Source organism: Nocardia aegles (genome assembly GCF_052545135.1).
Genome location: NZ_JBQWRI010000001.1, coordinates 521,396 through 535,451 on the forward strand (window position 1 = coordinate 521,396; position 14,056 = coordinate 535,451).

A 14,056-nucleotide genomic window follows, 5' to 3' on the forward strand; every position below is an offset into this window, starting at 1 on the left:
CGCGCATCGTGCTCGTCGGTTCGCCCACTTCGTCATGGCCGTTCGTCGCGGCGTCGGGTACTGGCTGATGGAACTCGGTCGGCTGAGCCCCTTCGCCGCCCACGGTCGGGCGGCGGGATCGCCGCCGGCTCGCCCCATTAGGCTGAGCGTCGACCGGAAGCGGAACGAGGAGGTGCGGTGACCATTCGGGTCGGAGTGCTCGGAGCGCGGGGCAAAGTCGGACAGGCGATCTGCGCGGCGGTGACGGCGGCGGACGATCTGGACCTGGTCGCCGCCGTCGGCAAGGACGATCCGCTCGATCGGTTCACCGCGGCGGATACCCAGGTGGTCGTCGACTTCACCCACCCGGACGTGGTGATGGGGAATCTGAAGTACCTGGTGGAGCACGGCATCCACGCCGTGGTCGGCACCACCGGTTTCGACGAGGCCCGGTTGGCGGAGGTGCGGAACTGGCTGTCGGGTCGTCCCGAGGTCGGCGTGCTGATCGCGCCGAACTTCGCCATCGGGGCGGTGCTGTCCATGCGGTTCGCCGAGCAGGCCGCCCGGTTCTTCGAATCGGTGGAGGTCATCGAGCTGCACCACCCGAACAAGGCGGACGCGCCGTCGGGCACCGCCTACCGCACCGCCGGCCTGATCGCCGCCGCCCGGGGCAACGCGGGCCTGAACCGCAGCCCCGACGCGACGACCACCGAGCTGGCGGGTGCGCGCGGCGCCGACGTGGACGGGGTGCGAGTGCATTCGGTACGGCTCGCAGGTCTGGTCGCCCACCAGGAGGTGTTGTTCGGCACGCAGGGTGAGACGCTCACGATCCGGCACGACTCGATCGACCGCTCCTCGTTCGCCCCGGGTGTGCTGCTGGGCGTGCGTGAGATCGCGAACCGCCCCGGTCTCACCGTCGGACTCGACCCGTTCCTGGACCTGTGAGCCCACGGCAGGCGCCCCACCCGGTCGCGCCGGACCGTGCTGGAGCGCGACCGTGAGCGGCTCGGAGCCCGCCGAGCGGAAGGGCCGCGGGGAGATCGTCAAGGTGGTCGTGCCGATCGCGGTGCTCATCCTGGTGCTCGGCTTCTATTTCCTGCTGCTCGGACGGATCGCGGTCAGCCTGATCGGTTCCGGTGATGTGGCGGCGATCGTGATCGGCGCGGGCGTGCTGATCCTTCCGCTACTGGGCGTCTGGATCGTCGTGGCCACGGTGCGCGCGGCCCTGGCGCATCAGCACTTGGCGCGGCGCATCCACGACGAGGGCCTCGAGCTCGACACCTCCGCGTTACCGCGCCTGCCGTCCGGCCGCATCGAACGCGCGGCGGCTGACGAACTGTTCGCGACGGTCAAGGCGGAGTGGGAGGCCGACCCGGACAACTGGCGGGTCTCCTACCGCCTCGCGCGCGCCTACGACTACGCGGGCGACCGCACCAGAGCCCGCGAGACCATGCGCCGCGCGGTCGCGTTGGAACGGCACGAGCGCGGCACCGCCTGACGGTCGCGCGGGCCGATACCATCGCAGGGTGGCCCGGTTGCTGATCATCCATCACACGCCGTCCCCGCACATGCAGGCGATGTTCGAGGCCGTCGTCTCCGGAGCCACCGACCCCGAGATCGAAAACGTGGAGGTCGTGCGCCACGCGGCACTGTCGCTGTCGCCGACGGACGTTCTGGAGGCCGATGGGTACGTGCTCGGCACCCCGGCCAACCTCGGGTACATGAGCGGCGGCCTGAAACACGGACTGGACGTCATTTACTACCCCTGCCTTGATTCGACACGTGGCCGCCCGTTCGGGGCATACTTCCACGGCAACGAAGGAACCGAGGGCGCGGAGAAGGGCGTCACCTCCATCACAACCGGGCTGGGGTGGGTGAAATCCGCAGAGTACGTGGTCGTCTCGGGTAAGCCAACGAAGGCTGACCTCGAAGCGTGCTGGGAACTCGGCGCCACGGTCGCCGCGCAGTTGATGGGCTAGACGACCTTCAACAGCGCCCTACCCATGGGTCGGGCGCTGTGCTGTCTGCGGGATATACACAGACGCAGCACGTTTCGCGTGCACTGTGGCTCAGGCAGGTGAGTAGAGATCCCGGAACGCTTCGCGCACCACGGCAGCGCCGGGCGCACCTTGGTCCTCGATCCCTGCCACCACCTCGGCCACTCGCCAATAGTGCGAGTGCACCAGGCGGCCGGACTCCACCGCCTCCAGCGCGACGCTCGCGGCCTCCTCCGGCTTGCCGGCGGCCACCAGCGCGCGGGCCAGGTCCAGGTTCGCCATCGCGATGCGGCGCGGCCGGGTGGTTGGGGCCGCCGCCAGGTCGGCCAGCACATACCGGGCGTAGGACTCCGCCGCCGGGTCACCCAGCCAGGAGAGCGTGGTGGCCACGTAGGCATCCGACTTGGCGGGGTCGTACCGGAAGTGATGCTCGGGCCGTTCGGGGATGCTCAGCGCCGACACCAGGCGGGCCACCCGGCGCAGCGCTCCATAGGTGCCCTGGCGGTCTCCCAACCGCGCGAGCGCGCGACCTTCCTGAGCGGTGGCCTGGATGTAGGCGGAGCTGTCCTCGGGCGCGAGTGATTGCGCAGCGCGGGCGAGATCCGCCGCCGCCGCGTACTCACCGCCGGTGAGCTGCTGCCACGCCCGAGTCTCCAGGCACCACGCCGCGATCTCCCGGTGCCCGGCCTCCTCGGAGAGCTTCCAGGCCAGGTGTCTACGCGCGGCGGCGTCGGAGGTCTGGCCCAAGTCGACATGGCAGGTGGAGCCCAGCAAGGCCAGCCACCCGACCACGGTCAGGAGGCGGCGGTGCTGCGCCAGAGTCATGCGCCCGTCCATCAGGCGTCCGGCATAGCCCAGGTGCCGCCGGATACGGATCAGGAGTTCGTTTGGCGGGGTGGTCGGGTAGGCCGATGCAAGGTCGTCCGCCGCCGCCTCCAGCCGCTCCAGGGTGTCCCCACCCAGGTCCGACACGGCCACTCGCGCCAGCCAGTCCGCCGCCGCCTGCTCTCCGTCCGAAGGCTCTACGAACAGCGACGACCCGACCCCCAGCGCGTCAGCGTAAGCCCGGACGTGCTCCGGCTTGATGGTGCGCTGCCCGGTCTCCAGCAGGCCGAGCAACGACTTGCTGAAGTGCGTTCGCGCGGCCATCGCGGACAGGCTGAGCCCGGCCGCCTCCCTTGCGGCGCGCAGCCGCTCACCAGTCACGATCTCCCCGTTGGGGTGCATGAGTCCCAAGGTAACCGTGCTTTGTAGACGGTAGTAGACCCCGATCTCGTATCGACCCGAATTAGGCAGCCATAGCGTCGTTTTCGGCCCCGCCGTCGGGTGCCCATCGAGACCTCGGCGGCGGGTGCAAGCCAACTGGACGAAGAGAAGGGGCGGCCGTGGACCTACCCATGCGACGACGGACCGATGAGGACATGCGGAAGCGGGCGCTCGCGCCGATTGACGGCTCACGCTGCTACCTCCACCACGACGACTGCTCGTGGTCGTTCGTCTGTGCCGACGGATGGCCGGTCAGCCCGGAGGAGTGGTACGCCGAGCTGGATGCCGACGTGTCGGCCGCCCTCGAGGCCGTAAAGGGCACGGCCGTGGACGCAGAGCTTCTGACCGCCGTGCTCTGTGGCCTGGCCACGATCGACCTGGAGCCGATCTCGGTGCGAGACCCGGAGGTCTGACGATGTGGATCATGCTTGGATGGGTGCTGGTCTTCGCACTGCCCGGCGCCGTGATGGTCGCGGTCATCTTCTGGCCCGAGCACATTCCGAAGGACCGGACGGTGGAGGTGATCCGGCAGCGCATCGAGGACGAAGACGGCTGACGCGCAGCGCCACCCAGACCGCGCGGCACTCGGCCTTCTGCTCCTCGACGGACCGGCCGCCTGCGTCGTCGGAGCTGACACAGGTGTAGACGAGGGCGCGGAGCGGGGCCGCCATAGTAGGGGACTTCAAACGTGATCTGACGCGTTCGACACGTTCTACTATCCGTGTCTCGACTCGACCCGCGGGCGTCCGTACGGCCTGTACCTGCACGGCAACGAAGGCACCGAGGGCGCCGAACCGGGCTCATGCCCTGACTCCCCCGAATTCTGGTGTCTGACCAAGGCGCACCATCGCCCGGCATACTGTCGACCATTGTTGTCGCGGTGGGGATGAGGACGAGTAGCTCGGGATGGGAGAACCAGGTGACCTGCGCCGAAGGCAGCGAGAACGCCCCGCGCCGAATCGGATTGGTCGAGGACCACGAATCGGTCGCGATCGGTCTCGCCGCGATGCTTGCGCCGGAAACAGATCTCGATCTGGTGCTGACCGCGGGCACCGTCCGGGAACTGCTGGCCGCCGTCGACGGCGCGCCGAAACTGGATCTGGTGGTGCTGGACCTACGGCTGGCCGACGGCTCCTCTCCCGAGGACAACGTGCGCGCACTGCGTGAGCGTGGCGTCGAGGTGCTGGTCTTCACCGGCGCGGACAACGCTTTCCTGGTGCGTTCCGCCGCGCGCGCCGGCGTGCTGGGTGTGGTGCGCAAATCCGAGGACGTGCCGACCGTCGTCGCCGCGGTGCGCCGTGCGGCCGGCGGCGAACAGGTGGTCACCACCGACTGGGCGGCCGCCATCGATGGCGATCCGCAGTTGTCCGACGTGGGCCTGAGCCCGCGCCAAGAGGAAGTGCTCATGCTCTACGCGTCCGGTGAGAAAGCATCCCGGGTCGCACGGTTGACCGGTCTGTCCGAGCAGACGGTCAACGACTATCTCGGCCGGATCCGCCAGAAATACGCCGACGCCGGTCGTCCGGCGCCCACCAAGACCGACTTGTACAAGCGCGCGGTGGAGGACGGGTGGTTGCCGGTTCCCGAGCGGCAGCCGCGCGGATGATCACGTCCAGCATGCTGGACACTCCGCAGCACCCCCGCCGGCTCCCGCTCGACCGGCCGCGTGCGAGCCGTTGGCGTCGCGGAGTCCTCCTGCGATCCAGGGAGAAAGCCTCCGAGGGTGCCGCCGATCACATCTTGCGCCGGTTCGGCTTCGCCATCGGCATCGCCGGCGTCATCGCCGCGATCGTGGAACTGCCCGAGATCGCCGATCAGAGCCGTTTCGTGCCCGTACGCTGGACGGTCGTCGAGCTTGCGCTGGCGTTCGGACCGTTCCCGGTGCTCGCGGTCGTCTCGGTCGGCATGAGCGCGCGCGTGATCCAGCGGGTCGCCGGTGCGGCGGCGGTGAGCTTCCTCGGGGCGATGGCGGTGGTTCCGCTGGCGTATGCGGTGCCGAATGCCGAAGGGGCGGCGTCGGTCTGGCTGTACCGGGTGCTGGCCTTGGGCGTGCTCGCCGCCGTGCTCGCCTGGCGTCCCCCGCTGGCCGTGGCCTACCTGGTGGTGGGCGCGGCGTTCAGCGCGTTGGCCAACCTGGTCGTGCTGCGGGAGACCACCGCGCTGGCGCTGCTGGGCGATTTCGCCAGGGCGGCGGGGTTGAGTGCGCTGTTTCTGTGGTGCGTGATCTACGCCAGGGCGGCGGCGGCGCGAGTGGATCGTGAGTCGGCGATCGAGAGCAGCCGCGCGGCGGCGGTCGCGGGCGCGGCGGCCCGGGAACGGGAACGCGCGCGATTCGCCGCGCTGATCCACGACGCGGTGCTGTCCACCCTCTTGGATGCCTCGCGGGCCGGGACCGAATCTCCGGTGCTACGCCGCCAAGCCGAGCGGACCCTGGAACAACTCGACGAATGCCGGGTAGCCGAGACCGAACCGGACGGCCTGGACGCGCAATCGGCGATCGGTTTCCTCCGCTCGGCCGTACACGAGGTGAACCCGGGCATTCGGTTCACCACGCGGCGCTGGGCCGGATTCGACGACCTGCACCTGCCGGTGGACGCCGCGAGCACCATCGCGGCCGCGCTGGCCGAGGCAGTGCGCAACAGTCTGCGGCACGCCACCGTCGCCGGGCGGGAGGTGTGCCGGACAGTTACGGTGACGATCAGCGCAGGTGGGATCCGTGTGGTGTTCCGCGACGACGGCGCGGGTTTCGACCTGAGCGAAGTGCCCGTCGATCGCCTCGGTATCTCCGTGAGCATCCTGGGCCGTATGCGTCGGCTGGCCGGTGGTGCCGGGTTCGTGGAATCCGAGCCGGGCCAGGGCACGACCGTGACGCTGGTGTGGGGCGGAAATGGCTGAGTGGGAGACCGAATTCGCGCTGCGCGATCTGCTCGGGCTCCGCGACCGGGCGGCCTGGTTGTTCCTGGTCGTGCTCGAAGCGACCATCGTGCTGTACATGGTCCGGAACTTTTCGGAATCGCCGGTGGCCGCGGCGGTCGCGGCGCTGGTCGTGCTGGCGCTGGCCGGTGTCGTGGTGGTGGCGGCGCCGACCGATCCGCTGCCCTGGCGCGCGACCGTGTTCGTCGCCGCCTCCGGACCGCTGGCCACCACCTTGACCTCGTTCGATGTCGAGCACGGCTGGTCGAAGCAGGTATGGACGGCGTTCGCCGCGTCCTATGTGCTGGCCGTACTGGTGCTGCGCGGACGCTTGGCCGCGGCCTGGCTCGGTGTCGCCGGCATCGGCGTGGTGATCGCCGTGGTCGGCGTGGTGGCGGGCCTGCGGGTGGGTGTCGTCGTCGGTTCGATCGTGCCGGTCGCCACGGTCGCCGGGGTTTCCCTGTTCGCGGCGATCATGCGGCCCACCCAGCGGTCGCTGCGGTTGCTGCGCGAGGAAGCGGCCATGCGCGCCGCCGCCGAGGCCGCGATGGCCGCGGAGAACTCCGAACGCACCCGTCAGCTGGCGCGACTGGACGCGGTGGCGCGTCCGATCCTGGAACGCATCGCCGATGGCGACGACCTCACCGCCGCCGACCGGGAACAGTGCAGGCTCCTGGAAGCCGAACTCCGGGATGGTCTTCGGGCCCCGCAGCTGGCCACCGGCCGGCTCAGCAGCGCCGCCCGCGGGGCCCGCTCCCGCGGGGTCGAGGTGATCCTGCTCGACGACGGCGGCTTCACCGGCGTTCCGCATCGGGTGCGCCGGCAGGTGATCGACACCGCCACCAGGGAACTGGACGCCGCGAACGACGGTTCGGTCACCGTCCGTATCCTCCCGACCGGCCGCCGCGTCCTGGCCACGGTCCTGGCCACCGCGTCGGACCGGGACCGCCGCACCGAGATCGACGCCACGGGTGCGGTCACGGTATCGACCTGACGTGTCGGAGGGGCATGGCATCGTTTCGCGCATGCGGAAGATGAGCGCTGCGGGGGCGCGGCGAACGGCGTTGGCGGCGCAGGGCTTCGGTGCGCGCAGGCCCGGTCGGATCACGCGGCGGACGGTGCTCGGGGTCGTGGACCGGACACAGCTGCTGCAGCTGGATTCGGTCTCGGCGGTGGTGCGGGCGCATTACGCGCCGGTGTTCAGCCGGATCGGGCCCTACGACCGCACGCTCCTGGATCGGGTCGCGTGGAGCAACGGCTCGCGGCGGCCACGGTCGCTGGTCGAGTACTGGGCGCACGAGGCCGCGCTCATCCCGGTGGAGGATTGGCCGCTGCTGCGCTGGCGGATGCGGCGGTACGAGCACGGGCGTTGGTCGGGTATGCGCAAGGTGGTCGAGCGTAATCCGACCCTGGGCAACGACATTCTGGACGTGATCACCGCGGTCGGCCCGGCCACCGCGGGCGAGGTGGAGCGCCACCTGGAGCTGGACAAGCCGCGCCCGAAGGGCTCCTGGTGGAATCTCAGCGATACGAAGATGATCTGCGAGCAGCTCTTCGCGGCGGGCGCGTTGTCGGTGGCCACACGCGTGGGGTTCACCAGGCACTACGACCTCACCGAGCGGGTGCTACCCGCGGACGTCCTGGCCCGCGAGATCGCCGAGCCGGACGCCGTCCGGGAACTCGTGCTGCGTGCCGCCACCGCACACGGCATCGGCACCGAAGCGGACCTGCGCGACTACTACCGACTGCAACGCACCCAGACCGAACCGGCCATCGCCGATCTGGTGAGCGCGGGGGAGCTGATCCCGGTAGAGGTGGCGGGCTGGGGGAAGCCGGCATATCTGCGGGCGGGCACGCCCACGCCGCGTCGCATCGAGGGCGCCGCACTGCTGTGCCCGTTCGACCCGCTCATCTTCTTCCGTGCCCGAACGGAGCGGATCTTCGACTTCCGCTACCGCATCGAGATCTACACCCCTGAACACAAACGGGTGCACGGGTACTACGTCTTCCCGTTCCTGCTCGACGGCGAACTCGTCGGCCGCGTCGATCTGCGGGCGGAACGCGCGAACGGCCGGTTGTGGGTGCCCGCCGCGTTCGCCGAACCCGGGCGCGACACCGCGGCCACCGCGCACGCCCTCGGCGGCGCGCTGCGCGAACTCGCCGACTGGCTCGAACTGGACGAGGTCGTCATCGGCGATCGCGGCAACCTCGCCGCGTTGTTGTAGCGCGACCGGTTCAGATGTCTCGTTTGGGCCCGTACCCGCGCATCTGGTCGCGCAGGGCCCCGTGGACGGCGCTGGACAGCCACGAGTTCAGAGACTGACCGCTCTGTGCGGCAGCCTCTTCCGCACGCGCCTTCATCTGTTCCACCAGCCGCAGCGTGACCCTGCTGATGTCTCCGGTCATCTCCTCGAAGGAAGGGGGCTCCTCACCCACAGTGCTCTTGCGCACATCGATAGAGGCGTCGGTGCCGTCGACCGAGACGTGCACCGTGCGGTGGTCGAGCGCGGCGCTGACCTCGGCGGCGAGGTCCGACAGCGCGGCGAGCAGCACCAAGCGGGCCGGGCCTTCCGTCGCCGCGGCCAGAGCGGCCGCCGTGGCCTGGGTCTTCTCGTCGCCGAGTGCCGCGGCGGCGATCAGGTTCTCGCGCAGCTGACTGGTGTACTTGTTCAAATCCATGACGCCAGTGTGACGTCATTTATGATGTCGAGCAAGCGCCAATATGACATCATGGCGCCGTCGGCGATATGGATTCGCGTCCTTGTTGCGGCCTGATCGCCGACGACGGTGTCGAGGGCGTGTCCGAGACCGGGTAGCCTTTCTGACCATGAAGAACGGTGAATCGACGCCAACGGAGCTGCGTGCGTCCGGCACGGTAGGTGTCGCGATGGTGACCCCCTTCAGCGCCGACGGCAAGCTCGACGTCGATGCCGGGGTCGCGCTCGCGGCCCGCCTGGTCGATCGCGGCGTCGACCTGCTCGCGATCTCGGGAACCACCGGTGAATCGCCCACCACCACCGAATCGGAGAAGGCCGATCTGCTGCGCGCGGTCGTCGACGCCGTCGGCAAGCGTGCGACCGTGATCGCCGGGGCGGGCACCTACGACACCGCGCATTCGATCGAGCTCGCCCGCAATGCGCAGCGGGCGGGCGCACATGGTTTGCTCGTGGTGACGCCGTATTACTCCCGGCCCTCCCAGGAGGGGCTGGTCGCTCATTTCACCGCCATAGCGGATGCCACCGATCTGCCGGTCACCCTGTACGACATCCCGGGACGGTCGGCGGTGCCGATCGCCGGCGACACCATCCGCACGCTCGCCGAGCATCCCCGCATCGTCGCGGTCAAGGACGCCAAGGGCGACCTGAACCTGGGCGCCGAGCTGATCGCGAGCACCGGTCTGACGTTCTACTCCGGCGACGACGCGCTCAACCTGCCCTGGCTGTCGGTCGGCGCGGCCGGATTCATCAGCGTCATCGGGCATCTCGCGCCTGAACGGCTGCGCGCGCTGCTGGAGGCGTACACGGCGGGCGAGGTCGTGCGCGCCCGCGAGATCAACACCACCTTGCTGCCGCTGCACGCCGCGATGGCCAGATTGGGCGGCGTCGCGATGAGCAAGGGCGGATTGCGGCTGCTCGGTGTGGAGGTCGGCGAACCGCGGCTGCCGCAGTTGATGCCGACCGGCGCGCAATTGGAGGTGCTCGCCGCGGAACTGCGAGCGGTTGGAGTGCTTTCGTGAGCGAGTCCCTACCCCGTCGCCGCCGCAGTGCGTCCCGCCCCGCGGGAGCACCGGCCCCCTCCGCACCGGCGGAGCAGACGACACCGGTCGCGCCGTCGGAGACCGCCGCGCTGCCCGAACCTGCGCTCGACGAGCCGACGGTGGCCGCGGTGCCGGCCGGGGAGGCCGCGCCCGTGCCGCCGCGCCGCGGGGCGAAGGCACCGGATGCGGGGCCCCGGCGAGGGGGTCGCGGACGGGGGCAGTCCGGTGCGCGGCGGGGCGAAGAGCCGCCGGCGCACGCTGATCCGATCGCCGCGCACGACCGGCTCGGCGCTCCGCCCGCGCTGCCCGAGAACGGCCTGCGCGTGGTCGCCCTCGGCGGCATCGGCGAGATCGGCCGCAACATGACGGTCTTCGAGTACGGCGGCAAGCTGCTGATCGTCGACTGCGGCGTGCTGTTCCCGGAGGATCAGCAGCCGGGCGTCGATTTGATCCTTCCGGACTTCCGCCCCATCGAGGACCGGATCGACGACGTGGTGGCCGTCGTGCTCACCCACGGACACGAGGACCACATCGGCGCGGTGCCGTTCCTGCTGCGGCTGCGGACCGACATTCCGGTCGTCGGCTCGAAGTTCACCCTGGCGCTGGTCGCCGCGAAATGCCGGGAGCACCGCCTGCACCCGAAGCTGATCGAAGTGACCGAGGGTCAGCACACCACACACGGCCCGTTCGGCTGCGAGTACTTCGCGGTCAACCACTCCATCCCCGACGCGCTCGCCGTCGCCATCCGCACACCGGCCGGCGTCGCCCTGCACACCGGTGACATCAAGCTCGACCAGCTTCCGCTGGACGGACGGCTCACCGACCTGGCCGGGTTCTCCCGGCTCGGTGACGAGGGCGTCGACCTTTTCCTGGTCGACTCCACCAACGCCGAGGTCCCCGGCTTCGTCACGCCGGAGCGCGAGATCGGCGGCGTGCTCGACTCGGTCATCGGCAAGGCGAACGGCCGGGTCATCGTCGCGTCCTTCGCCAGTCACGTGCACCGCATCCAGCAGGTCGTCGACGTGGCCCAGAAGTACGGGCGGCGGGTGTGTTTCGTCGGCCGCTCGATGGTCCGCAACATGCAGATCGCCCAGGATCTGGGTTATCTGACCGTGCCGGACGGCGTGGTCGTCGACCTCGATGTCGCCGCCACCTTGCCCAGCCACCGCTTGGTGCTGATCTCCACGGGTTCGCAGGGTGAGCCGCTGTCGGCGCTGTCACGCATGGCGCGCGGTGACCACCGGCAGATCAACATCCGTCCCGACGACCTGGTGGTGCTGGCCTCCTCGCTCATCCCCGGGAACGAGAACTCGGTGTTCGCGGTGGTCAACGGCCTGGCTCGGCTCGGAGCCACGGTGATCACCCAGCAGAACGCCAAGGTGCACGTCTCCGGGCACGCCTCGGCGGGCGAGCTGCTGTACCTGTACAACGCGGTGCGGCCGACCAACGCGATGCCGGTGCACGGCGAGTGGCGCCACCTGCGCGCGAACGCGGCGCTGGCGGTGGCCACCGGGGTGCCGCAGGAGCGGGTGGTGCTCGCCGAGGACGGCGTCGTCGTCGATCTGGTCGACGGCATCGCCTCGGTTGTCGGCCGGGTGCCGGTGGGCCATGTGTACGTCGACGGGCTGTCGGTGGGCGATGTCGGGGAGTCGACACTGTCGGACCGGCTGGTGCTCGGCGAGGGCGGTTTCATCGCCATCACCGTCGCCATCGACGAGACCACCGGCAAGGCGGTGAGCACTCCCGAGCTGAGCGGACGCGGTTTCTCCGACGATCCGACCGCACTGCTCGACGCGGCGGAACTGGTGGAAGCCGAACTGCTGCGACTGGCGGGCGAAGGTGTCACCGACATCCACCGCATCGCGCAAGGTGTGCGCCGCGTGGTGGGTCGCTGGGTGGCCGAGACCTACCGTCGTCGTCCGATGATCGTGCCGACCGTCATCGGGGTGTGACCTCCCGGACAGCGAAAAGCGCCGGACAGCCGAGCTGTCCGGCGCTTACGAGCATCAGCCGGCCTACTCCTGGCAGGCCGCGGACTCGATCTTCGCGCTCTTGACGATATTGCAGGCGAAGGTGTGGTCGACCTTCCACTGGCCGCCCTCCGACACGAACTGGATGAAGGCGTTGTCCACCGGGGTCCCGTCGATGGTGACCTTGGCGTCGGCCTTGAGCTTGCCGTCCTTCGGGTCGCCGACGTTGGTGACCTCGACGGCGACCTTCTGCTTCTTCGCGGCGTCGACGAGATTGGCGACCAGGTAGGGATCCTGCTCGGCCGCCTGGATCCAGCTGATCTTCTCGGTGTTCGGCACGTTCGGGTCGAACGCCTTCTGCAGCCGCTCGTTCAGTTGCTGTGCGGTGGGCTTCGGCAGTGCAGGCGAGGACGGCGTGGTCGGCGCGGAGCCGGCCTCCTTGTCGCCCTTGTTCGAGCCGCCCTCCAACTCACCCGCCGCGTGGCCGGGATCGGGGCTGGTGCTCGTGGACGAGGACTCGTTGTTGGATGCGCATGCGGTCGACGAGCAGGCCAGTGCGGTGAGGACGACGGCCACGGTGGTCCGGAAAGTGCGGTGCTTCACGTTGTTTCCTTCGACTCGAGGTCCGGGCGTCAGCCGTGGTTGGACGTGCAGTTCCAGTGCACGATGTAGGCATCGGAATCGTTGTGCGCCAGAGCCTGGCCCTGCGCGCTGCGCCGCGACGACGCGTACCCCCAGCTCCAGGTGCCGGTGCCACTGGAGTACGCCACGGCGCCGCAGCCGTTGCGGAACCAGACCACCGACTGGCAATCCCCTGCGCCGCAGGAGCTCACGGCGCGCTGCTCCGCGGCAGCCGAGTTCGGGTAGTCGTAGGAGTACCCGATCAAACCGGTGGAGGTGGACAGCGCTATCGCGCCGTAATTATTGGTGTAGGCGTTCGCGGCGGGCGCGCTGACAGCCAGCGCGGCACCGACCGCTGCGAGCGCGGCCACACCCGTAGCAAACTTCTTCACGAGGATTTGCCCCTTCTTGTCATCGGCCCACGACCCGATGGACCGAGTGACAAGGTACAGAGCCGATTCTCATTGCGCTAGCCGGAGATTTCCCGGCGAGGAAAGCGGCGAACGTTTGTGATATGGACGCGCCTCGACCGATCTGGCGCATGGTCACGTGCCCCGCAACTCGGACGCCGGTGCTCCGGCCCCTGCGTGGTGAAATTCCGAGAAGGGCAACGGCATCTACCGGTCCCGACCCGCAGCGCTTTCGTGGCGCCCAACGCGTAGGCGCTCGCCACGAAGGGATCGTAGGTGTGCGCGTCCTCCCGCGCGAACAACGCCGAAGTGCGGCATGGCTTTCGGTTCCGGTGGTCGGTCGCCGCGGTCTCGGTGAACGCGGTGCGTCGTGCCGTGCGGCGGCGTGGCCGAGTGGTCGGTATGTTCGGGTTGTGACTATGGCACAGCGGGAACGCCGGGGACTCGTGGAAGCGATGGAGGCGGCGGGGCCGGACGCGCGGACGCTCTGCGGCGCCTGGACGGTGCGTGATCTGGCCGCGCATCTGGTGGTTCGCGAACGACGGCCGGATGCCGCGCCGGGCATTCTGCTGAAGCCGCTCGCGGGGTATCTCGAGCGCGTCCAGGCGAAGGCGGCGAGCAAGCCGTTCCCCGACCTGCTGGAGCAGGTGCGTACCGGCCCGCCATGGTGGTCGCCGCTGCGGCCGGTCGACGCCGTGGTCAATCTGTCTGAGATGTTCGTCCATCACGAGGACGTGCGCCGCGCCGAGCCCGGTTGGCAGCCGCGCGAACTGCCCGCCGCCGATGAGGACCACCTCTGGTCGGTGCTGTGCACGATGGCCAGGATGGCCTACCGCACGGTGCCGGTCACGGTCGAACTGGTGACGCCGGACGGCAGGCGCACGGTGGCACGGTCCGCGTCCGACGACGTCGTCACGCTGACCGGCAAGCCGTCGGAACTGCTGTTGCACGCGTTCGGCCGGGACGAAGTGCGGCTGGAGACCGCCGGATCCCCCGAGGCCGTCCGGGCGGTAGTCGAGTCGGACCGATCGGTCTGATTTCCGTGCCGTCGCCCTTTCGCGCGGAACCGGGGACCGGCGAAAAGCCGCGCGAGGCGGGACGGCATCAGTGTTGCGGATGGTCCGGATGGGGCGATTGCGGCTA

General features: G+C 69.7%; 16 protein-coding genes and 1 pseudogene. 13 read left to right on the top strand and 4 right to left on the bottom strand.

Annotated elements, in window-relative coordinates; translation table 11 throughout:
- The first annotated feature begins 177 nt into the window (after positions 1-177).
- The 3 genes from dapB to ACT89H_RS02530 are packed head-to-tail and all read left to right on the top strand — an operon-like array spanning position 178 to position 1,958.
- Positions 178-924, top strand: a complete 747-nt coding sequence (gene dapB / locus ACT89H_RS02520; RefSeq protein ID WP_445106820.1) for a 4-hydroxy-tetrahydrodipicolinate reductase — start codon at positions 178-180, stop codon at positions 922-924.
- A gap of 52 nt (positions 925-976) precedes the next feature.
- Entirely contained in the window at positions 977-1,477 is a 501-nt protein-coding gene (locus tag ACT89H_RS02525) for a hypothetical protein (protein ID WP_445106821.1), read from the top strand.
- A gap of 28 nt (positions 1,478-1,505) precedes the next feature.
- Positions 1,506-1,958 (top strand): flavodoxin family protein, encoded by a 453-nt coding sequence (locus ACT89H_RS02530; RefSeq protein ID WP_445106822.1) that lies wholly within the window; start codon positions 1,506-1,508, stop codon positions 1,956-1,958.
- 90 nt (positions 1,959-2,048) lie between these two features.
- Here the strand turns inward: ACT89H_RS02530 and ACT89H_RS02535 are convergent, their stop codons facing one another.
- Positions 2,049-3,203, bottom strand: a complete 1,155-nt coding sequence (locus ACT89H_RS02535) for a helix-turn-helix domain-containing protein (RefSeq protein ID WP_445106823.1) — start codon at positions 3,201-3,203, stop codon at positions 2,049-2,051.
- A 170-nt stretch (positions 3,204-3,373) separates the two neighbouring features.
- Here ACT89H_RS02535 and ACT89H_RS02540 point away from each other — a divergent pair, with 170 nt between their 5' ends.
- The 7 genes and pseudogenes from ACT89H_RS02540 to ACT89H_RS02570 all read left to right on the top strand — a co-directional run bounded on the left by ACT89H_RS02540 (position 3,374) and on the right by ACT89H_RS02570 (position 8,380).
- Positions 3,374-3,655, top strand: a complete 282-nt coding sequence (locus ACT89H_RS02540; RefSeq protein ID WP_445106824.1) for a hypothetical protein — start codon at positions 3,374-3,376, stop codon at positions 3,653-3,655.
- Between the two features lie 11 nt (positions 3,656-3,666).
- Positions 3,667-3,798 (top strand): hypothetical protein, encoded by a 132-nt coding sequence (locus ACT89H_RS02545; RefSeq protein ID WP_445106825.1) that lies wholly within the window; start codon positions 3,667-3,669, stop codon positions 3,796-3,798.
- A 142-nt stretch (positions 3,799-3,940) separates the two neighbouring features.
- A pseudogene (locus ACT89H_RS02550) lies at positions 3,941-4,042 on the top strand (flavodoxin family protein); the annotation flags it as partial.
- 86 nt (positions 4,043-4,128) lie between these two features.
- On the top strand, positions 4,129-4,848 hold the full coding sequence (locus ACT89H_RS02555; RefSeq protein WP_445106826.1) for a response regulator: 720 nt from the start codon (positions 4,129-4,131) through the stop codon (positions 4,846-4,848).
- A complete protein-coding gene (locus tag ACT89H_RS02560; RefSeq protein WP_445106827.1) occupies positions 4,812-6,137 on the top strand; it encodes an ATP-binding protein in 1,326 nt (441 codons plus the stop codon). The genes ACT89H_RS02555 and ACT89H_RS02560 overlap by 37 nt, the downstream gene beginning before the upstream one ends.
- Entirely contained in the window at positions 6,130-7,149 is a 1,020-nt protein-coding gene (locus ACT89H_RS02565; RefSeq protein ID WP_445106828.1) for a DUF8320 family protein, read from the top strand. The genes ACT89H_RS02560 and ACT89H_RS02565 overlap by 8 nt, the downstream gene beginning before the upstream one ends.
- Before the next feature lie 31 nt (positions 7,150-7,180).
- A complete protein-coding gene (locus ACT89H_RS02570; protein WP_445106829.1) occupies positions 7,181-8,380 on the top strand; it encodes a winged helix-turn-helix domain-containing protein in 1,200 nt (399 codons plus the stop codon).
- Positions 8,381-8,390: 10 nt separating this feature from the next.
- On the opposite strand, the gene ACT89H_RS02575 is transcribed toward ACT89H_RS02570, so the two are convergent.
- Positions 8,391-8,834, bottom strand: a complete 444-nt coding sequence (locus ACT89H_RS02575; protein WP_445106830.1) for a hypothetical protein — start codon at positions 8,832-8,834, stop codon at positions 8,391-8,393.
- A 148-nt stretch (positions 8,835-8,982) separates the two neighbouring features.
- On the opposite strand from ACT89H_RS02575, the gene dapA reads away from it, so the two are divergent.
- Positions 8,983-9,891, top strand: a complete 909-nt coding sequence (gene dapA, locus ACT89H_RS02580; protein ID WP_445106831.1) for a 4-hydroxy-tetrahydrodipicolinate synthase — start codon at positions 8,983-8,985, stop codon at positions 9,889-9,891.
- Positions 9,888-11,864 carry a ribonuclease J gene (locus tag ACT89H_RS02585; RefSeq protein WP_445106832.1) on the top strand — a complete coding sequence of 659 codons (1,977 nt, stop codon included), beginning with the start codon at positions 9,888-9,890 and terminating at the stop codon, positions 11,862-11,864. Before dapA ends, ACT89H_RS02585 begins: the two co-directional genes overlap by 4 nt.
- A 63-nt stretch (positions 11,865-11,927) precedes the next feature.
- On the opposite strand, the gene ACT89H_RS02590 is transcribed toward ACT89H_RS02585, so the two are convergent.
- Positions 11,928-12,485, bottom strand: coding sequence for a WKL family lipoprotein (locus ACT89H_RS02590; protein ID WP_445106833.1), 558 nt, complete (start codon positions 12,483-12,485; stop codon positions 11,928-11,930).
- Between the two features lie 29 nt (positions 12,486-12,514).
- A complete protein-coding gene (locus tag ACT89H_RS02595) occupies positions 12,515-12,895 on the bottom strand; it encodes a DUF4189 domain-containing protein (protein WP_445106834.1) in 381 nt (126 codons plus the stop codon).
- Positions 12,896-13,326: 431 nt separating this feature from the next.
- On the opposite strand from ACT89H_RS02595, the gene ACT89H_RS02600 reads away from it, so the two are divergent.
- Positions 13,327-13,950 (top strand): TIGR03085 family metal-binding protein, encoded by a 624-nt coding sequence (locus ACT89H_RS02600; protein WP_445106835.1) that lies wholly within the window; start codon positions 13,327-13,329, stop codon positions 13,948-13,950.
- Positions 13,951-14,056: the final 106 nt, after the last annotated feature.